Genomic DNA, 18,513 nt, shown 5'->3' with positions numbered 1-18,513 from the left:
GAAACTATGTTTGAACCAATGGAACTAACCAATGACGCGGTGATTAAAGTCATCGGCGTCGGCGGTGGCGGTGGCAACGCCGTTGAACACATGGTGCGCGAGCGCATCGAAGGTGTTGAATTCTTCGCCGTTAATACAGACGCTCAGGCGCTTCGTAAAACGGCAGTTGGCCAAACCATCCAGATCGGTAGCGGTATTACCAAAGGTCTGGGTGCAGGCGCGAACCCTGAAGTGGGTCGCAATTCAGCGGAAGAAGACCGTGAAGCCCTGCGCGCCGCACTGGATGGTGCAGACATGGTCTTCATTGCAGCCGGCATGGGCGGCGGTACCGGTACCGGTGCAGCGCCAGTCGTCGCAGAAGTTGCTAAAGATCTGGGTATTCTGACAGTGGCCGTGGTTACCAAGCCTTTCAATTTTGAAGGCAAGAAACGCATGGCGTTCGCTGAGCAGGGTATTGCAGAATTGTCCAAACATGTGGACTCACTGATCACTATCCCGAACGACAAGTTGTTGAAAGTTCTGGGTCGCGGTATTTCTCTGCTGGACGCGTTCGGCGCGGCTAACGACGTGCTGAAAGGCGCGGTGCAGGGTATTGCCGAACTGATCACCCGTCCGGGCCTGATGAACGTCGACTTTGCCGACGTGCGCACCGTAATGTCCGAAATGGGCTACGCGATGATGGGTTCCGGCGTTGCCTGTGGTGAAGACCGTGCTGAAGAAGCAGCGGAAATGGCGATCTCCAGCCCACTGCTGGAAGACATCGACCTGTCCGGCGCTCGCGGCGTTCTGGTCAACATCACCGCCGGCTTCGACCTGCGCTTGGATGAGTTCGAAACCGTGGGTAACACCATTCGTGCTTTCGCTTCCGACAATGCGACCGTAGTTATCGGTACCTCGCTGGATCCGGAAATGAACGACGAACTGCGCGTGACCGTGGTTGCGACCGGTATCGGCATGGACAAACGTCCGGAAATCACTCTGGTGACCAACAAACAGGCCAGCCAGCCAGTGATGGATCATCGCTACCAGCAGCACGGCATGTCGCCGTTGCCGCAGGAAGTGAAACCTGCCGCCAAGGTAGTTAACGATCCGACTGCGCAGCCTAATAAAGAGCCCGACTATCTTGATATTCCTGCCTTCCTGCGCAAGCAGGCAGACTAAGAATATCCTGAGAATTTGGAATCTCCGCTCTTTGTGCTAAACTGTCCCGCCGACCTTGCTGTATGCTTGGTCGGTAGGATTGATAACATTGCGAGATAAAACGATGATCAAACAAAGGACATTAAAACGTATTGTTCAGGCGACTGGTGTCGGTTTGCATACCGGCAAGAAGGTCACGCTGACAATGCGCCCCGCGGCGGCTAATACCGGGGTCATCTATCGTCGCACTGACTTGAATCCCCCGGTTGATTTCCCGGCTGATGCAAAATCCGTGCGTGATACCATGCTCTGTACTTGCCTGGTGAATGAGCATGACGTGCGTATTTCTACCGTTGAGCATCTTAATGCCGCACTGGCTGGATTGGGCATCGACAACATCGTTATCGAAGTTGACGCCGCCGAAATCCCTATCATGGACGGCAGTGCCAGTCCGTTCGTCTTCCTGTTGCTGGATGCCGGCATTGAAGAACTGAACTCTGCGAAGAAATTCCTGCGTCTTAAAGACACCGTGCGTGTTGAAGATGGCGACAAGTGGGCCGAGCTGTCCCCGCATAACGGGTTCCGCCTGGACTTCACCATCGACTTCAACCACCCGGCAATCGATGCCAGTACGCAACGCTACCGCCTTGATTTCTCTGCCGACTCGTTCGTGCGTCAAATCAGCCGTGCGCGTACCTTCGGTTTTATGCGTGACATCGAGTATTTACAGTCACGTGGCCTGGCCCTGGGCGGCAGTTTTGACTGCGCCATCGTGGTAGATGATTACCGCGTGCTGAACGAAGACGGTCTGCGCTTTGAAGACGAATTCGTACGCCACAAAATGCTGGACGCCATCGGCGACCTGTTCATGTGCGGCCATAACATTATTGGCGCGTTTACCGCCTACAAATCTGGTCATGCGCTGAACAACAAACTGCTGCAAGCGGTTCTGGCGAAACAGGAAGCGTGGGAATTTGTCACCTTCCAGGACGAAGCCGAAATGCCACTGGCATTCAAAGCCCCGTCCACCGTATTGGCATAAGCTGATACTGCTGATTACTTATCGCGACTGGTAGCGTTGGCACCTTCTCCGGCCAACGATGCCAGTCGTTCCAATATCTTGCGCAGTTTTTCTGGGCTGCGACTCGCCAATCCCCTTAATTCCTCAGCACTTTCCTGACTCAGATGACGCATAGGCACCTTCGCCTGCGGATTTCCTGTGGTTTTTGCGGCGTTCTGCACAAGGTTGTTTCCTTTTGCCATCAAGGCAGGATTAATCCTGATGTCGATCGACGACAATGATGGTAGAATTTGCGCTCGTAGTGCAGATAATAAAGCCGGTTGTTCGTAGCGTAGACGCATCATCCAGCTGGCATTTGCCGTTTCTAGCACTAAAATACCCTGTCGGAAATTAGCGACGCGGCACCAGGGATGCAGTTGAACCGGCAATACGCCTTTCACTGCCCGGTTAAGCTTAAGCAGCGCCACTGCGCGTTGCTGGACGTTATACAGCGGGCCTTTGTCTTCTGTGTGAGCGTCGTCAAACAGGGAATCTAATAATTGTGGACGGCTATCGCGCATAATGGGCTCCGGCGGATAATAAACTCGTGATCGGTATTCTAAATCGTTGGCGACAATTTGGCAGACGTTATTTCTGGCCCCATCTCCTGTTAGGGATGGTCGCGGCCACGCTTGGCGTACCTACAAATCTGTCCGGCGCACCCGATCAAGCCGCTCTGCCGAGCACCTCGTCCAGCCTTAACCGGCAAAATTCCGCCAGCGGTGCCTTTAACAGTCTGGCATTGCTGCAGGAAGCGCATCGTCGCCCGAATTTCAGTGTCGATTATTGGCACCAGCATGCGCTTCGCACCGTCATTCGTCACCTTTCTTTTGCTCTCGCTCCGCAGGCAGTTTACGCGCGGATACAGGAACGCGAAGCGGAAGCGACCGAACCCCCATCACAGGTAGCGCAACTGGCGCTGCTTTCTACTCTCAACGCGCTGTTGACGCATGAGCCGAAGCCGCCGACCATCATTCGTGATACCCACCATGCCGTGCTGCCTGCCATTGCGCAGCATCAGACAGGGTTGTGGCTTGCACAGGTGCAGGGCATCCGTGCTGGACCCACAGTCTTAAGCTGATTTTTTGCCCGTCGGGCGACAAAAAACCTAAAAAATAACAGCAAATTGACGGCCTGTGTTGGCTGTCATGACAGAGATATCAAACATTATGTTAGTGAAATTATTGACCAAAGTTTTTGGTAGTCGTAACGATCGTACACTTCGCCGCATGCGTAAATCGGTTGAACAGATCGGTCTGATGGAACCGGACATGGAAAAACTGTCCGATGACGAGCTGAAAGCCAAGACCAACGAGTTCCGCGCACGCCTGGAAAAGGGCGAAGTGCTGGAAAACCTGCTGCCGGAAGCCTTCGCCGTAGTGCGTGAGGCGAGCAAGCGCGTATTCGGCATGCGTCACTTCGACGTGCAGTTGCTGGGTGGTATGGTACTGAACGATCGCTGTATCGCAGAGATGCGTACCGGTGAAGGTAAAACCCTGACCGCAACCCTGCCTGCCTACCTGAACGCCCTGAGCGGCCGTGGTGTGCACGTGGTAACAGTGAATGACTATTTGGCACAGCGTGACGCCGAAAACAACCGCCCACTGTTCGAGTTCCTCGGTCTGAGCATCGGTATTAACCTGCCAGGAATGCCTGCGCCAGCCAAGCGTGAGGCCTATGCCGCTGACATTACCTACGGTACCAACAACGAATACGGTTTCGACTACCTGCGCGACAACATGGCGTTCAGCCCGGAAGAGCGCGTTCAGCGTAAGCTGCACTATGCGTTGGTGGATGAGGTTGACTCCATCCTGATCGATGAAGCACGTACTCCGTTGATCATCTCCGGCCCGGCCGAAGACAGTTCCGAGATGTACATCAGGGTCAACAAGCTGATCCCTAAGCTGATCCGTCAGGAAAAAGAAGATTCCGATTCCTTCCAGGGCGAAGGCCACTTCTCGGTTGACGAGAAAGCGCGCCAGGTGCACCTGACCGAACGCGGTCTGATCCTGATCGAAGAAATGTTGATGGAAGCCGGCATCATGGATGAAGGCGAGTCACTGTACTCACCGACTAACATCATGTTGATGCACCATGTGACCGCCGCACTGCGTGCCCATGTGCTGTTTACCCGTGACGTTGACTACATCGTAAAAGACGGTGAAGTCATTATCGTTGACGAACACACCGGTCGTACCATGCAGGGCCGTCGCTGGTCTGATGGTCTGCATCAGGCAGTAGAAGCCAAAGAAGGCGTGGAGATCCAGAACGAGAACCAGACGCTGGCCTCCATCACCTTCCAGAACTACTTCCGTCTGTACGAGAAGCTGGCCGGGATGACCGGTACCGCCGACACCGAAGCCTTTGAATTCAGCTCTATCTACAAGCTGGATACCATCGTGGTGCCGACTAACCGTCCGATGATCCGTAAAGACATGCCGGATCTGGTCTATATGACCGAGCTGGAAAAGATTGGTGCAATCATTGAAGACATCCGTGAGCGTACCGTCAACGGGCAACCGGTGTTGGTGGGGACTATCTCGATTGAAAAATCCGAAGTGGTTTCTCGCGAGCTGACCAAAGCCGGTATCGAGCACAAGGTACTGAACGCCAAATTCCACGCCATGGAAGCGGACATCGTAGCTCAGGCCGGCCAAAGCCGTGCGGTCACTATCGCCACCAACATGGCGGGCCGTGGTACCGATATCGTGTTGGGCGGCAGCTGGCAGGCCGAAATTGAACAGTTGGAAGATCCGACTGAACAGCAAATTGCTGAAATTAAAGAAGCCTGGAAAATCCGCCATGATGAAGTATTGGCTGCGGGTGGCCTGCACATCATTGGTACCGAGCGCCATGAATCACGCCGTATCGATAACCAGCTACGCGGTCGTTCAGGTCGTCAGGGTGACGCTGGTTCATCCCGCTTCTACCTGTCGATGGAAGATGCCCTGATGCGTATTTTCGCCTCGGATCGCGTTTCCAGCATGATGCGTAAACTGGGTATGAAAGAGGGTGAGGCCATTGAGCACCCATGGGTCACCAAGGCGATTGCCAACGCACAGCGTAAAGTGGAAAGCCGCAACTTCGACATTCGTAAGCAATTGCTGGAGTACGATGACGTGGCCAACGATCAGCGCCGCGCTATCTACAGCCAGCGTAACGAACTGCTGGACGTGTCTGACGTTAGCGAAACCATTACCAGCATCCGTGAAGACGTGTTCAAGACCACCATCGACGGCTACATTCAGCCGCAGTCGCTGGAAGAAGAGTGGGACATTCAGGGGCTGACCGAGCGCCTGAAAAACGACTTCGATCTGGACATGCCAATAGCCGAATGGCTGGATAAAGAGCCTGAGCTGCACGAAGAAACGCTGCGTGAGCGTATTCTCGAAAAAGCGAAGGAAGAATACCTGCGCAAAGAAGAAGTGGTTGGCACCGAGATGATGCGCAACTTCGAGAAAGGCGTGATGCTGCAGACGCTGGATTCCCTGTGGAAAGAGCATTTGGCGGCGATGGACTACCTGCGCCAGGGTATCCATCTGCGTGGTTATGCGCAGAAGGATCCTAAGCAGGAGTACAAGCGCGAGTCCTTCAACATGTTCGCCACCATGCTGGAATCGTTGAAGCATGAAGTGATCAGCGTACTGAGCAAGGTACAGGTGCGGATGCCGGAAGAGGTTGAAGCGCTGGAGCAGCAGCGTCGTGAAGAAGCTGAGCGCCTGGCCAAACAGCAACAGCTGAGCCACTATGAAGAAAATGCGCTGGTCACCGAAGATCCGAATGCGCCGGCAACGGCGGAACGTAAAGTAGGGCGTAACGATCCATGCCCATGCGGTTCCGGTAAAAAATACAAACAGTGCCACGGTCGTCTGCAGAACTAAGACCGGCAGTGTTTAACCAATAAAACCCAGGGGTTCAGCATGCTGAGCCCCTGTTTTTTGGGGCGTTTACCGCGCCCGACAAATCTATCAGGAGGATGTGATGAAACATCTGAACATCGCCGTTGGCATCATTCGTAACGCCCAGCAGGAAATCTTTATTACCCGTCGCGCCGCCGATTCGCATATGGCCGGTTTTTGGGAGTTTCCAGGCGGTAAGATTGAGCAGGGGGAGACGCCGGAGCAGGCACTCAACCGTGAACTGCAGGAAGAAACCGGCATTGAAACCGAGCGTGCAGAGCTACTGGAAGTGCTTGAACACCGGTTTAGCGATCGTATCGTGACGCTGAATTTTTATCTGGTGGAAGGTTGGGCAGGCGAACCCTTTGGCCGTGAAGGCCAGCCTATGCGCTGGGTGAAGCAGGCTGATTTACGGGAGGAGGAATTCCCGGAGGCCAATGTCAGTATTATCAAACTGTTGGTGGCACAGGCGAACGCTGCACAGTAAAACGAGCGGCCTGGCAGACACCAGGCCGACAAAAGACGATCGATTAACGATCGTCCCCTTCACTCCATTCTTCGCTTTCCGACAGATCGCTGCTGCTGGGAATGCGCTTTTCTTCGTCGGCCCATTCGCCCAAATCAATTAACTGACAGCGCTTGCTGCAAAACGGGCGGAACGGGCTGACTTCACCCCAAACCACGCCTTTGCCACAGGTTGGGCATTTCACTACGGTCGTCATATCTGTTCCTTACTCCCTTCCAACGCGTGAAAGGTTTTTATGTCATTGGGTTAGCAACAGGCCAACTCAAAGGTTAATCGTTCCGGGACCACGCCAAGCTCACTGTCCAGCGGCAGGAAGCGGATCGCATAGCGCGTTTTATGGCCGGAAATCTGTGGGTAAAGCTGATGGGCCAGATTGATGCGCAAGCGCAACAGATCGGCGCCTTCCGCGTTATCCTGGAAGAAACCGTTCAAACTGATCTGATTGCGAAACGGGCCGGACTGACGGATCAGATCCAGCACCATGATCAGCGCCTGGTTCAGGGGCTCCAGCGTTTGCTGCCATTTGCTGACGTCGTCATCCCGCTCTTGCTGTGGAGCATGCATCCACATGTGCAGCGTCGGTAAATCAAAGCTGCAACATCCACCGGGGATGCTCAGGCGTTGACGCACCAGGCTAATCAGCCGGTCTTCACGCAGCGATTGACCGAGGCGGGGAGCAGACATCAGTGCCGCCGCGCGCTGTTTCAGCTGGTTGCGTAACTGATCCACCAGCGACATATCGACGCCCGGTACATCGGCCCATGCCAGCAGCTTTTGCTGCTGACGTTCCAGCTCTTTCAGTAACTCGGTACGCACTTCACCACGTTCCAGTACGTCGAGCAGATCGGCGACAGTGCGGAAGAAGGTTAGGGCGATAGCTGTTTCGCTCAATGCCCGCTGGCCATGCAACTGCTGCAGTAAAAACTCCATACGCAACCAGGTGCGCATTTTTTCATTCAACGGGTGTTCAAAAAGAACGCTTGGGGAAACATCACTCATTCAGTTTAATCCTGTCGGGTCGCTGATGCCGCCAGCTCAAGGTAACGGCGATGCAGTGCGGCAACCAATGGCTCTATCCCCTGAGCGGTGCCGCTATTATCAATTATGTCATCTGCAGCGGCCAAGCGCTGCTCGCGCGTGACCTGCGCGGACAGTATGTTCTGTGCCTGCTGACGACTGATACCGTCGCGGGCGATGGTTCTGGCCAACTGAGTCTCGCTGTCAACGTCGACCACCAGCACGCGATCGGCGCGTGCCTGCAGGTTGTTTTCCACCAACAGGGGAACCACCCAAAGTGCATAGGGGCTGGTGACTTGCGCCAGTTGGCGTTGGGTTTCCTGATGAATCAGCGGGTGCAGCAGTTGGTTCAGCCAGCGCTTTTCGTCAGGGTTACTGAAGATACGCTGGCGCAGTGCGGCACGGTTAAGTGTGCCGTCTGACTGCAACATTTCATTACCAAATCGTTCGACGATGGCAGCCAGCGCTGGAGCACCAGGTTCGACAACCTGTCGGGCGATGACGTCCGCGTCGACCACCATCACGCCGTGGCGGGCAAAGGCGTCTGCCACGGTTGACTTACCGCTGCCGATACCCCCTGTCAACGCAACAATGTAGGTCATGGTAGGGAATGCACCTGATGTTCATAAAAAAATAATAGACGAATCATAAAGCGATCGCGCAGAAGTGCAAGTCAGCAGGCGGCGCTTGTCTGGCAGCTTGCCCCGTACGGTGATAAAAAACGCAGCCGGAAAGGGAAAATGAGCGGGAGGTCACACTGCGTATTCGCAGGTAAATTTGTCGGATTGTAGCGTAAATAAAGGAGAATTCGCAGTCTTGTCCGGCGATTATTAGCGAGTATGATAACGACACTGGAACTGGCATTAATCTACCCGTCGCCTTTCAAGCCGCAGCGTTGTTGACTGCACTTGCTCACCCCAGTTACTTACTTAAGTAAGCTCCTGGGGATGAGCAAGCTGGCTGCCTAGCTGCAACTTGAAATTCATAGGGTATAGGTTCGAATACTATCCTGCGATCCGTCGCCATAAACCAGGAAATCATAAGTCATGCGTATTGAAGAAGATTTGAAGTTAGGCTTTAAAGATGTGCTGATTCGCCCTAAACGCTCCACGCTGAAAAGCCGTTCAGAAGTTGAACTGGAGCGTCAGTTTACCTTCAAACATTCTGGCTTGAACTGGTCCGGCGTGCCGATCATCGCCGCCAACATGGACTCGGTCGGCACCTTTAGCATGGCAGAGGCCCTGGCTTCCTTCGACGTACTCACCGCCGTCCACAAACACTACAGCGTTGAACAATGGGCCGCATTTGTGCAGCGCGTACCGGCATCGGTGCTGCGCCACGTGATGGTCTCAACCGGCACCTCCGAAGCTGATTTTGTGAAGATGCAGCAAATTCTGGCCTTGTCGCCGGGGCTGAAGTTTATCTGTATTGACGTCGCTAACGGTTACTCCGAGCATTTTGTCGCCTTCTTGCAGAAAGCGCGCGAGGCCTGCCCAAACCATGTGATTTGTGCCGGCAACGTGGTCACCGGCGAAATGGTGGAAGAGCTTATCCTGTCCGGTGCCGATATCGTCAAGGTGGGTATTGGTCCTGGTTCAGTTTGCACCACCCGTGTGAAAACTGGTGTGGGTTACCCGCAGCTGTCTGCGGTGATCGAGTGTGCCGATGCGGCACACGGCCTGGGCGGCCAGATCGTCAGCGACGGTGGCTGCTCTGTACCGGGCGACGTAGCGAAAGCCTTTGGTGGCGGCGCGGACTTCGTCATGCTGGGTGGCATGCTGGCGGGTCATGACGAGTGCGAAGGCACCGTAGTGGAAGAGAACGGTGAGAAATTCATGCTGTTTTACGGCATGAGCTCCGAGTCAGCGATGAAACGCCACGTCGGCGGTGTTGCTCAGTACCGTGCGGCCGAAGGTAAAACCGTCAAGCTGCCATTGCGTGGTGAGGTTGAGTTTACCGTCCGTGACATTCTCGGCGGCCTGCGCTCCGCTTGCACTTATGTCGGTGCAGAGCGTCTGAAAGAGCTGACTAAACGCACCACCTTCATCCGCGTAGCGGAGCAGGAAAACCGCGTGTTCGGCAGTAACTGATTTAGCCTGACCAAACCTTGAGTGGCGTTCGGTGCTGCACTCAAGGTTCTCCAGGCGTTATCCCAACACGTTCCCCAATTGAAATATCGGTAGGTACATGGCGATCACCAGCGTGCCGACGATCCCACCCACCACCAGCATCAATATCGGTTCCAGCGTTTGCGCCAGCGTATCGGCTAACTCAAAAGTTTGCTGCTCATGCCACAGCGCCAGTTTGCCTAACAGCGTATCTAACGAACCGGACTCTTCGCCCACCCGCACCAACTGCTGACACAAGGTGGGGAAAAGCGCCTGCTGCCCCAATGCGCTGTGGAAAGTCTGTCCTTGTGCAATCTGTTGCCGCACCCTCTCAATCGCCTGACGGTAAAATAAATTATCCACCGACAGCGCTGCGGCGTTCAGCCCTTCAATCAGCGTGAGCCCGGCCTGCTGAGTCATGGCCAAAATACGAAATATTTGGCTCAGGCAACCGCCTTTGATCAATTGCGCAACCAGCGGCAGGCGCAGCAATACGGCCTGTTCGCGTCTGCGCCAGTGTGGTTGCGGGTGCAGTTGGCGAAAATAGGCAAATAGCGTGCAGCCCAGTATCGCCGCCAGCCAGGGGCCGCCGTGGATCAACAGGGTGGAAAGGTCCAGCAACCCTTGGGTAAACCACGGCAGTGGGGCATCGAAAGACTGGTAGACGCCGGCAAATTCCGGCAGCACCATGACCAACATCAGAATACTCACCAACAGCGCCACTGCGCAGATAAACAAGGGATAACGCAGCGCTTTAACCACTTTCTTCTGCAATTTTTGCTGTGCTTCCTGTTGCTGGGCCAGTTGCAGGCAGCACTCATCCAGGTGGCCGGTCAGTTCTCCGATGGCGATCAACTGGCGGTAGATCAGCGGGAAGATGGCGTGTTGCCCGGCGATAACCTCGGAAAACGGCTGGCCTTGCCGTACCTGTTCGCCTAGCTCGCGCAGCAGGCAACGCCAGGCTGCGGACGGGTGTTCTGTCGCCAGCAGCTGCAACCCGCTGACCAGCGGCAACCCTGCCTGCAGCAGGGTGGCCAGTTGGCGGGTGAACTGGATCAAGGGCTCTCCGCGCCACTGGCTGGGGGCAATGCGTTTCCCGCTGTTAATTTGGCAGGGTTGCAGTCCTTGTTCGATCAGCCACTGACTAACCCTGTTTTTTTCGCTGCTCATCAGTTCGCCCTGACGCAGTTGGCCCTGCGGGTCAATCGCCTGCCAGAGGAAAAGGCGCAGCGCTTTCATACGGCCTCCTCACCGGCAATGTTGCCGACAATGCGGTACACCTCCTCCAGCGAGGTGACGCCTTGCGAAACCAGCGTTAACCCAGCCTGCAGCAGCGTGGTCTGCCCTTGCTGCCGGGCGATCTCGGCCAGTTGACCAGGAGCCGCTCCCTGCAACAGACCGGCCTGCACCTCCGGGGTGATGGTTAGCAATTCATACACCCCGGTGCGGCCGTAATAGCCGCTAAAACAGTGCTCGCAGCCGTCAGCTTGCCAGGGCAGCAGGGGCGTGGCCCAAATCGCCGCGGGGAAGCGTACCGGTTGGCTGTGCTGATAGCGACAGTGGCTGCAAAGTTTACGCACCAGCCGTTGGGCGATCACCAGCTTCAGGCAAGCGGCAATCAGATAGCCGGGAATGCCCATATGGGTCAGGCGTGTCAGGGTTTCGCTGGTGGAGTTGGTGTGCAAGGTGGATAACACCAGATGACCGGTTTGCGCGGCTTTCACCGCGATCTCTGCGGTTTCCCGATCGCGGATCTCACCGATCATGATCACGTCTGGATCCTGTCGCAGTAAGGCGCGTAAAACGCGGGAAAAATCCAGATCGGTTTTGGCATTAATTTGTGTCTGGTTAACGCCGAACAGGGGGATCTCGATCGGATCTTCGACGCTGCATAAATTACTTTGCGCGTCATTCAACTGGCGCAACCCACTGTACAGCGTGACGGTTTTACCGCTACCGGTCGGGCCGGTGACCAGCATCATACCCTGCGGGCAGGACAACGCGGCGGCGAACTGCGCCAGCGCTGTCGGATCCATTCCCAACCGATCCAGCGGCAGATCCTGGCGCTCGGTTTGCAGGATCCGTAGCACCACTTTTTCGCCGTGCAACGTGGGCAGGGTGGCGATGCGCATCGAGTAACTGGCGTTATCCAATTGCACACTGAGCTGGCCATCTTGCGGCAGGCGATGCTCGGCGATATCCAACTGCCCCATGATCTTCAGCCGGGCAGTGAGGCGGGCGGCGAGCGCAAAAGGCGGTGAGGTTATCGTCTGCAGTACCCCATCAATACGCAGCCGGATACGCAGAGCCTGTTGGTAGGGCTCGAAATGAATATCCGAGGCCCGCCGTTGAATGGCGATGCGCAGCGCCTGATTGATAAACTGGACTACGGGTGCGTCACTGTCATCGTTTAAGGAGGGCATGTCAGGCCCAACTTCTGGAACGTCTTGCGCAGGGCGATCGTCCTGTATTTGACGGTGGTTCAGTTCCAGCTCCAGCCGGGCTGCCGGCCACTGTTCCAAATGAATGCGCTTGCCGGTGGCGAAACGCAGTGCCGACAGCAACGCTTGTGGCGCCTCCTCCGTCAGGGCTACGCTCAGGCTGTGCTGGTCCTCGCTGAGAGCCAGCGCTTGATAGCGCCGGCACAGCGCATGGATTTCGTCGCTGATTGTCGTACTCATGGCGTTGGTGCCGTTGCGGTAGTGTCAAAACGGAAAACTTCCTGACAGGTTTCCTGCAGATTGGCGTTGGCGCTGGTGCATTGGCGTGTCCAACGCGTCAGCCCGCTGGTGTTTTGGGTAGGGGTCAGTGCGACCGTTAGCCCCTGCAGCGTTTGAGTACCGGTCAGCGAGATCACTCCCTGGTTGACCTGGACGGCACTGACATAACGTGAGGCGTCACCAGTCGGGATACCTTGGCTGCCGGCGTTACAACCGGTTGGTGCACCGCTGTCGAGCACGCACAGCTCAACGGCCAGCTTATACGGCGTCATGGTTTGCAGCATGTCGGTCATCGCTGCTTTTTGGATATAGCGCTGGTAGGCGGGAATGCCTATGGCGCTGAGGATCGCGATAATGGCGATCACCACCATCAGTTCGATCAAGGTAAAACCGCGCTGTGTTTCCATCTGTTATTGCCTCCATGTGAATGTGGAAGCAAAGGTAAGCGCACAGGGCGTGAGCTTCGAGCGGGTTATGGCGGTTTTGGGGCGCAGTTCCACAGCAATTTATTAGCATTGCAGAGGAAGGAGAAAAGATGGGGCGAGCTTCGCAATTCTGACGAGAAAATACCTCCCCGGCTGGCCAGGGAGGTCTGGATGGCGGAGATTATTTAAAGCGCATTGACAGATCGAGCGCGGTTACGTGCTTGGTCAGGGCGCCCACCGAGATGTAGTCCACGCCGGTTTCGGCGAAGGTACGCAGGGTTTCGCTGGTCACGTTACCTGAAACTTCCAGTTGAGCACGGCCCTGAGTTTGCGCCACGGCGGTACGCATCATCTCGACACTGAAGTTATCCAGCATGACGATGTCGGCACCGGCGTCCAGCGCCTGCTGCAGTTCATCCAGCGACTCGACTTCTACCTCGACCGGTACGTCGGCATGCAGCCAGAAAGCCTTCTCGACCGCCTTTTTAATCGAACCGGAGGCAATGATGTGGTTTTCCTTGATCAGGAAGGCATCGGAAAGCCCCAGGCGATGGTTACTGCCGCCGCCGCACAGTACGGCATATTTCAGCGCGGTACGCAGCCCCGGCAGGGTTTTGCGGGTATCCAGCAGGCGAGTTTGCGTGCCCTGTAACAGTGCCACATAGCGGCTGACTTCGGTCGCGACGCCGGAAAGCGTCTGTACAAAATTCAGCGCCGTGCGCTCACCGGTCAACAACACCCGCGCCGGACCGGTCAGTTTGCAGAGCGGTTGGTCGGGGATCAGGCTATCGCCGTCTGCCACCAGCCATTCGACCTTCACCTGGTTACCCAGTTGAATGAAGACTTCGTTCAGCCAGCGCTGGCCGCAAAATATGCCGGGCTCGCGGGTAATAATAGTGGCTTCGGCCTGGGTGTCGGCCGGTAATAATTGCGCGGTAATATCGCGTTCGGCATCGACTTCGCCCCCCAGGTCTTCACGCAGCGCCTGGGCAACGGCATAGGGGATATCGCTTTCAATTCGTTCAAGAAGCTCGGTGCGGCGACTGTCGGCACTGTAGCGGCGTGTCGGCATAGAAAACTCCGAAATGGACGGTAATATCGTAGGGGGAACATGCTACTCTGTTGCCGTGACAAGTACCACCGCAGCGCAGTGGTTGCACTGCTAATCAGGCATTAATCCGATGTCAGCGGCGCGGATTACCGGGCACAGTAATATCGCCACAGGCCGTAAAACCGATCCAGGCCCGATATTTGATCGGGATTTAAATCTGGCATCTCTGGAACAACCCGGCAAGCCCGATAACGCTATGCTTGGAACAATGGAAAGGGAGAGGAGTCGCTAATGACGCTGTTTACGCTGTTACTGGTTCTGGCGTGGGAACGTTTGTTCAAGCTGGGTGAGCATTGGCAGTTGGACCATCGCCTGGAGGTGGTGTTTCATCGGTTGCACCGCTTTTCGCTGGCGCAGACGTTGCTGATGACCCTGGCCTGGATGGTGGTGGTCGGCGGGATCCTGTGGCTGGCTCAAGGGCTGTTTTTCGGCGTAGTGACGCTGTTGCTGTGGATCGTTATTGATTTGCTGTGTGTGGGTGCAGGCATCAAGCGCAAACACTATCGCGCCTACCTGAAAGCGGCGCGCCAGGGGGATGTTCATGCCAGCGACCAAATGGCGGAGGAGCTGGCATTGATCCACGGTTTGCCGGTGGATTGCAGCGAAGAGCTGCGCCTGCGCGAACTGCAAAATGCGCTGCTGTGGATTAACTTCCGTTATTATCTGGCACCGCTGTTCTGGTTCGTGGTCTGTGGGCCTTACGGGCCGATCGCGCTGGCGGGCTACTCTTTCCTGCGTGCTTACCAGACCTGGCTGGCGCGCCACAATACCCCGCTGGAGCGTTCGCAGTCGGGTATCGATCATCTGTTGAACTGGCTGGACTGGATCCCGGTGCGGCTGGCAGGCGTGGCTTACGCTCTGTTTGGGCATGGTGAGAGAGCGCTGCCGGCGTGGTTTGCTTCGCTGGGCGATCTCCATTCTTCTCAGTATCAGGTGCTGACGCGGCTGGCGCAGTTCTCACTGGCACGCGATCCGCATATGGATCCGGTGCAGACGCCACGGGCTGCGGTAACCCTGGCACGTAAGGTGACCATGATTATCGTGGTGGTGGTGGCACTGCTGACGATTTACGGCACTTTGCTCTGACGGCAAAATTTGAAAATAAAAACGGGCGCTCAGCGCCCGTTTTTATTGGATGGCCGAAACTTACAGCTTGGCGAAGCAGCGGCGTGCGGCATCGACAGTGCGCTGAATGTCTTCCTTGCTGTGGGCAATGGACATAAAGCCGGCCTCGAAGGCCGAAGGCGCCAGATAAACCCCTTCCTCCAACATCAGATGGAAGAAGCGCTTAAAGCGTTCGACATCGCACTGCATCACGTCCTGGTAGCTGGTGACAGCAGGCGCATCGGTAAAGAACAGGCCGAACATGCCGCCAACGTGGTTCACCACCAGCGCGACATTTTCTTCTTTCGCCGCGTGTAGCAGGCCGGTTGCCAGCATATCGGTCAGTTCGGTCAGCGTCTGGTGGACACCGACCTGCGAAACCTCGGTCAGACAGGCAAAGCCGGCCGCCATGGCAATCGGGTTACCGGACAGCGTGCCCGCCTGATAGACCGGGCCAGTGGGGGCCAACGCCGCCATCACTTCACGACGGCCGCCGAACGCGCCAACAGGCATACCACCACCGATGATTTTACCCAGACAGGTGAGGTCAGGTTCCACATCGTAATAGGCCTGTGCCCCGGCCAGTGCCACACGGAAGCCGGTCATGACTTCGTCAATAATCAGCAGCGCGCCATACTTGTCGCACAGTGCGCGCAGGCCAGGCAGGAATTCTGGCAGAGGTGGCACGCAGTTCATGTTGCCCGCGACCGGTTCGACGATGATGCAGGCGATCTCGGAAGGGTACTGTTCAAATGCGGTGCGTACCGAATCGAGATCGTTAAAGGTGCAGGTCAGAGTATGTTTGGCGAAGTCGGCCGGCACGCCCGGTGAGTTTGGCTGGCCCAGGGTCAGCGCGCCGGAGCCGGCTTTTACCAGCAGACAGTCGGCATGACCATGGTAGCAGCCTTCAAACTTGATGATTTTATCGCGGTTGGTATAGCCACGCGCCAGACGAATGGCGCTCATGGTGGCTTCGGTACCCGAGTTTACCATCCGCACCATGTCCATGGTCGGCACCAGTTCGGTGACCAGCTCCGCCATTTTGACTTCCATTTCGGTGGGGGCGCCAAAGCTCAGACCGCGCTGCGCCGCTTCGATGACCGCGTTGCGGATCGCCGGGTGGTTGTGTCCCAGTACCATTGGGCCCCAGGAACCGACGTAGTCGATATAGGCTTTGCCGTCGACGTCGAACAGGTAAGCCCCGTCCGCCCGTTCGATAAACAGCGGCACACCGCCAACGCCGTTGAATGCACGCACCGGAGAGTTAACCCCGCCTGGGATTACCTGTTTTGCCTGGGCATACAGACTTTCGGACTTGCTGTGTAAGCTCATAAATCGGCTCCTGGATTCTGTTTTGAATGATTTGACCGCGCTATTCTAGTGAAGTGTTCGCCGATATGAAACGATCACAGTCAGATACCTATTTTGAGGGGCGGTCAGCCAGCAGGTAAGCTAGAATAATCGGCTGGCCTATTTGTATTACATTTAATTCCATTAATGAATAACCCATTATGACTGAATTACAGCAACAGCCGCCGCTAGCGCGTGCCCCACGCCTGAAACGCAGTGACGCGGTGCGTCAGCTTATGCGCCGTGATAAAACCCCGATAGCGATCCTGTTAATGGCGGCAGTGGTGGGAGCCCTGGCGGGCTTGCTCGGCGTGGCGTTCGATAAAGCGGTGGATTGGGTGCAGCAGCAGCGTTTGTCCGGGCTGGCCCAGGTCGCCGATTATTGGATCCTGGTTTGGCCGCTGGCCTTTATTATTTCCGCCCTGCTGGCGGTGCTGGGGTACTATCTGGTACATCGCTTTGCCCCGGAGGCGGGCGGTTCGGGTATCCCGGAGATCGAGGGGGCGTTGGAAGAGCTGCGTCCGGTGCGCTGGTGGCGCGTGATCCCGGTGAAGTTTATCGGCGGCATGGGCACGCTGGGGGCGGGCATGGTACTGGGCCGCGAAGGGCCGACGGTACAAATGGGCGGCAATGTTGGGCGCATGGTGCTGGATATCTTCCGCATGCGTGGCGCCGAAGCGCGTCATTCGCTATTGGCCACGGGGGCGGCGGCTGGGCTTTCTGCTGCCTTCAACGCACCGCTGGCGGGTATTCTGTTTATCATTGAAGAGATGCGTCCGCAGTTCCGCTATAACCTGATCTCGATTAAAGCGGTGTTTATCGGCGTTATCATGTCGAGCGTGGTATTCCAGCTGTTCAACGGTGAAGGTTCGGTGATTGCAGTGGGTAAGCTCTCCTCGGCACCGATTAACACCCTTTGGCTGTATCTGGTGCTCGGGGCGATCTTTGGTGCGGTGGGCGTCATGTTCAATGCGCTGATTTTCCGCACTCAGGACATGTTCGCTCGTCTGCACGGCGGCAAAATGCGCAAGGTTTTGCTGATGGGCGGCTTGCTTGGCGGCATCTGCGGCATTCTGGGGTTGATCCAGCCAGAAGCGGCAGGCGGGGGCTTTGGACTGATCCCGATCGCCGCGGCAGGTAATTACAGCGTCGGCATGCTGATGTTTATTTTTATCACCCGGGTGATCACCACACTGTTATGCTTCGGCTCCGGCGCACCGGGCGGGATTTTTGCCCCAATGCTGGCATTGGGCACGTTGTTTGGTACTGCCTTTGGCCTGGCCGGTGCCCATCTATTCCCGGCGTACGGCATTGAGGCCGGTACCTTTGCCATTGCCGGGATGGGCGCCCTGTTTGCCGCCACGGTACGTGCGCCCCTGACCGGGATCGTGCTGGTGCTGGAAATGACCGATAACTACCAGCTCATACTGCCAATGATCATTACCTGTCTTGGTGCTACGCTGGTAGCGCAGTTCCTCGGGGGTAAGCCGTTGTATTCCTCAATATTGGCCCGTACCTTACAGCGTCAGGAAGCGTTGCAGACGCGCGAAGCGGCAGATAAAACAGGTAAAGAAAATACAACAAATGCGGTGAATACTTGAACGGAACACTCAGGTATTGGATAATCATTAACATTAATCCGGCCGCCATTGTAGCGACCTGATGCAGAACAATGTTGGGAGTAAAGAGTATGAGTGATGAAACAGCACTGCCCCTGCAATTTACCGAGGCAGCAGCAAGCAAGGTTAAAGTCCTGATTTCTGATGAAGAAAATCCGAATCTGAAGTTGCGGGTTTACATTACCGGTGGCGGTTGCAGCGGATTCCAGTACGGCTTCACTTTTGACGACAAGGTCAACGATGGCGACATGACCATCGAGAAGCAGGGCGTTGCGCTGGTGGTTGACCCAATGAGCCTGCAATATCTGGTGGGCGGTTCGGTCGATTATACCGAAGGGCTGGAAGGCTCACGCTTCGTGGTGACCAACCCGAACGCCAAAACAACCTGCGGCTGCGGATCTTCGTTCAGCGTCTGATCCTGCCTGCAACAGTAT

At 56.1% G+C, this 18,513-nt stretch carries 18 protein-coding genes and 1 pseudogene; 10 read left to right on the top strand and 9 right to left on the bottom strand.

Features of this window, described 5'->3' with window-relative positions:
• Positions 1 to 6 precede the first annotated feature (6 nt).
• Both ftsZ and lpxC read left to right on the top strand, forming a co-directional pair.
• On the top strand, positions 7 to 1,161 hold the full coding sequence (ftsZ, locus tag BEI65_RS09260) for a cell division protein FtsZ (RefSeq protein ID WP_004950150.1): 1,155 nt from the start codon (positions 7 to 9) through the stop codon (positions 1,159 to 1,161).
• A gap of 103 nt (positions 1,162 to 1,264) precedes the next feature.
• Positions 1,265 to 2,182: a UDP-3-O-acyl-N-acetylglucosamine deacetylase gene (gene lpxC, locus BEI65_RS09255; RefSeq protein ID WP_017891607.1), complete on the top strand. Its 918-nt coding sequence runs from the start codon at positions 1,265 to 1,267 to the stop codon at positions 2,180 to 2,182.
• A 14-nt stretch (positions 2,183 to 2,196) separates the two neighbouring features.
• Here the strand turns inward: lpxC and BEI65_RS09250 are convergent, their stop codons facing one another.
• On the bottom strand, positions 2,197 to 2,721 hold the full coding sequence (locus BEI65_RS09250; RefSeq protein ID WP_099063077.1) for a DUF721 domain-containing protein: 525 nt from the start codon (positions 2,719 to 2,721) through the stop codon (positions 2,197 to 2,199).
• Positions 2,722 to 2,747: 26 nt separating this feature from the next.
• Here BEI65_RS09250 and secM point away from each other — a divergent pair, with 26 nt between their 5' ends.
• The 3 genes from secM (at position 2,748) to mutT (ending at position 6,586) form a co-directional block, all read left to right on the top strand.
• Complete coding sequence (secM, locus tag BEI65_RS09245; protein WP_099063076.1) at positions 2,748 to 3,281, top strand: secA translation cis-regulator SecM; 534 nt, start codon at positions 2,748 to 2,750, stop codon at positions 3,279 to 3,281.
• 88 nt (positions 3,282 to 3,369) lie between these two features.
• Positions 3,370 to 6,081, top strand: a complete 2,712-nt coding sequence (secA, locus tag BEI65_RS09240; protein WP_099063075.1) for a preprotein translocase subunit SecA — start codon at positions 3,370 to 3,372, stop codon at positions 6,079 to 6,081.
• A gap of 100 nt (positions 6,082 to 6,181) precedes the next feature.
• A complete protein-coding gene (gene mutT, locus BEI65_RS09235; protein WP_085120238.1) occupies positions 6,182 to 6,586 on the top strand; it encodes an 8-oxo-dGTP diphosphatase MutT in 405 nt (134 codons plus the stop codon).
• A 43-nt stretch (positions 6,587 to 6,629) separates the two neighbouring features.
• Here mutT and yacG read toward each other — a convergent pair whose 3' ends face one another.
• The 3 genes from yacG to coaE are packed head-to-tail and all read right to left on the bottom strand — an operon-like array spanning position 6,630 to position 8,244.
• On the bottom strand, positions 6,630 to 6,821 hold the full coding sequence (yacG, locus tag BEI65_RS09230) for a DNA gyrase inhibitor YacG (RefSeq protein ID WP_099063074.1): 192 nt from the start codon (positions 6,819 to 6,821) through the stop codon (positions 6,630 to 6,632).
• A gap of 50 nt (positions 6,822 to 6,871) precedes the next feature.
• Positions 6,872 to 7,624 (bottom strand): cell division protein ZapD, encoded by a 753-nt coding sequence (zapD, locus tag BEI65_RS09225; RefSeq protein ID WP_085120239.1) that lies wholly within the window; start codon positions 7,622 to 7,624, stop codon positions 6,872 to 6,874.
• A 5-nt stretch (positions 7,625 to 7,629) separates the two neighbouring features.
• Complete coding sequence (gene coaE, locus BEI65_RS09220; protein ID WP_099063073.1) at positions 7,630 to 8,244, bottom strand: dephospho-CoA kinase; 615 nt, start codon at positions 8,242 to 8,244, stop codon at positions 7,630 to 7,632.
• Positions 8,245 to 8,688: 444 nt separating this feature from the next.
• Here coaE and BEI65_RS09215 point away from each other — a divergent pair, with 444 nt between their 5' ends.
• Positions 8,689 to 9,732, top strand: coding sequence for a GMP reductase (locus BEI65_RS09215; protein ID WP_099063072.1), 1,044 nt, complete (start codon positions 8,689 to 8,691; stop codon positions 9,730 to 9,732).
• A 57-nt stretch (positions 9,733 to 9,789) separates the two neighbouring features.
• On the opposite strand, the gene hofC is transcribed toward BEI65_RS09215, so the two are convergent.
• The 4 genes from hofC to nadC form a co-directional block, all read right to left on the bottom strand.
• The gene (gene hofC, locus BEI65_RS09210) at positions 9,790 to 10,989 is read right to left on the bottom strand and encodes a protein transport protein HofC (protein ID WP_099063071.1); all 1,200 of its coding nucleotides are present in this window, start codon (positions 10,987 to 10,989) and stop codon (positions 9,790 to 9,792) included.
• Positions 10,986 to 12,431, bottom strand: coding sequence for a type II secretion system protein GspE (gene gspE, locus BEI65_RS09205; protein ID WP_099063070.1), 1,446 nt, complete (start codon positions 12,429 to 12,431; stop codon positions 10,986 to 10,988). The genes hofC and gspE overlap by 4 nt, the downstream gene beginning before the upstream one ends.
• Positions 12,428 to 12,877 carry a prepilin peptidase-dependent pilin gene (gene ppdD, locus BEI65_RS09200; RefSeq protein ID WP_099063069.1) on the bottom strand — a complete coding sequence of 150 codons (450 nt, stop codon included), beginning with the start codon at positions 12,875 to 12,877 and terminating at the stop codon, positions 12,428 to 12,430. The genes gspE and ppdD overlap by 4 nt, the downstream gene beginning before the upstream one ends.
• 199 nt (positions 12,878 to 13,076) lie before the next feature.
• Positions 13,077 to 13,967 (bottom strand): carboxylating nicotinate-nucleotide diphosphorylase, encoded by an 891-nt coding sequence (gene nadC / locus BEI65_RS09195; RefSeq protein WP_099063068.1) that lies wholly within the window; start codon positions 13,965 to 13,967, stop codon positions 13,077 to 13,079.
• A gap of 75 nt (positions 13,968 to 14,042) precedes the next feature.
• Here nadC and BEI65_RS27135 point away from each other — a divergent pair.
• Positions 14,043 to 14,238, top strand: a pseudogene (locus BEI65_RS27135) (1,6-anhydro-N-acetylmuramyl-L-alanine amidase AmpD); the annotation flags it as partial.
• Positions 14,238 to 15,092 carry a beta-lactamase regulator AmpE gene (ampE, locus tag BEI65_RS09185; protein ID WP_085120245.1) on the top strand — a complete coding sequence of 285 codons (855 nt, stop codon included), beginning with the start codon at positions 14,238 to 14,240 and terminating at the stop codon, positions 15,090 to 15,092. The pseudogene BEI65_RS27135 and the gene ampE, both read left to right, overlap by 1 nt.
• A gap of 60 nt (positions 15,093 to 15,152) precedes the next feature.
• Here the strand turns inward: ampE and hemL are convergent, their stop codons facing one another.
• Positions 15,153 to 16,442: a glutamate-1-semialdehyde 2,1-aminomutase gene (gene hemL / locus BEI65_RS09180; protein WP_099063067.1), complete on the bottom strand. Its 1,290-nt coding sequence runs from the start codon at positions 16,440 to 16,442 to the stop codon at positions 15,153 to 15,155.
• 179 nt (positions 16,443 to 16,621) lie between these two features.
• On the opposite strand from hemL, the gene clcA reads away from it, so the two are divergent.
• Both clcA and erpA read left to right on the top strand, forming a co-directional pair.
• Positions 16,622 to 18,061, top strand: coding sequence for a H(+)/Cl(-) exchange transporter ClcA (gene clcA / locus BEI65_RS09175; protein WP_099063066.1), 1,440 nt, complete (start codon positions 16,622 to 16,624; stop codon positions 18,059 to 18,061).
• Between the two features lie 89 nt (positions 18,062 to 18,150).
• On the top strand, positions 18,151 to 18,495 hold the full coding sequence (erpA, locus tag BEI65_RS09170) for an iron-sulfur cluster insertion protein ErpA (protein WP_062791309.1): 345 nt from the start codon (positions 18,151 to 18,153) through the stop codon (positions 18,493 to 18,495).
• Positions 18,496 to 18,513 lie beyond the last annotated feature (18 nt).

The sequence above is a fragment of the Serratia sp. BW106 genome, from assembly GCF_002607755.1.
Taxonomy (GTDB): Bacteria; Pseudomonadota; Gammaproteobacteria; order Enterobacterales; family Enterobacteriaceae; genus Serratia; species Serratia proteamaculans.
This window is presented reverse-complemented; position numbering and strand designations above follow the sequence as displayed.

Bases quoted from the DNA above. Each gene is read 5' to 3' on its own strand.
- secA (WP_099063075.1), top strand. From the start codon at position 3,370: ATGTTAGTGAAATTATTGACCAAAGTTTTTGGTAGTCGTAACGATCGT.
- BEI65_RS09250 (WP_099063077.1), bottom strand. From the start codon at position 2,721: ATGCGCGATAGCCGTCCACAATTATTAGATTCCCTGTTTGACGACGCT.
- hemL (WP_099063067.1), bottom strand. From the start codon at position 16,442: ATGAGCTTACACAGCAAGTCCGAAAGTCTGTATGCCCAGGCAAAACAG.
- lpxC (WP_017891607.1), top strand. From the start codon at position 1,265: ATGATCAAACAAAGGACATTAAAACGTATTGTTCAGGCGACTGGTGTC.
- erpA (WP_062791309.1), top strand. From the start codon at position 18,151: ATGAGTGATGAAACAGCACTGCCCCTGCAATTTACCGAGGCAGCAGCA.
- nadC (WP_099063068.1), bottom strand. From the start codon at position 13,967: ATGCCGACACGCCGCTACAGTGCCGACAGTCGCCGCACCGAGCTTCTT.
- hofC (WP_099063071.1), bottom strand. From the start codon at position 10,989: ATGAAAGCGCTGCGCCTTTTCCTCTGGCAGGCGATTGACCCGCAGGGC.
- ampE (WP_085120245.1), top strand. From the start codon at position 14,238: ATGACGCTGTTTACGCTGTTACTGGTTCTGGCGTGGGAACGTTTGTTC.
- gspE (WP_099063070.1), bottom strand. From the start codon at position 12,431: ATGAGTACGACAATCAGCGACGAAATCCATGCGCTGTGCCGGCGCTAT.
- coaE (WP_099063073.1), bottom strand. From the start codon at position 8,244: ATGACCTACATTGTTGCGTTGACAGGGGGTATCGGCAGCGGTAAGTCA.
- mutT (WP_085120238.1), top strand. From the start codon at position 6,182: ATGAAACATCTGAACATCGCCGTTGGCATCATTCGTAACGCCCAGCAG.
- ftsZ (WP_004950150.1), top strand. From the start codon at position 7: ATGTTTGAACCAATGGAACTAACCAATGACGCGGTGATTAAAGTCATC.
- clcA (WP_099063066.1), top strand. From the start codon at position 16,622: ATGACTGAATTACAGCAACAGCCGCCGCTAGCGCGTGCCCCACGCCTG.
- BEI65_RS09215 (WP_099063072.1), top strand. From the start codon at position 8,689: ATGCGTATTGAAGAAGATTTGAAGTTAGGCTTTAAAGATGTGCTGATT.
- ppdD (WP_099063069.1), bottom strand. From the start codon at position 12,877: ATGGAAACACAGCGCGGTTTTACCTTGATCGAACTGATGGTGGTGATC.
- zapD (WP_085120239.1), bottom strand. From the start codon at position 7,624: ATGAGTGATGTTTCCCCAAGCGTTCTTTTTGAACACCCGTTGAATGAA.
- yacG (WP_099063074.1), bottom strand. From the start codon at position 6,821: ATGACGACCGTAGTGAAATGCCCAACCTGTGGCAAAGGCGTGGTTTGG.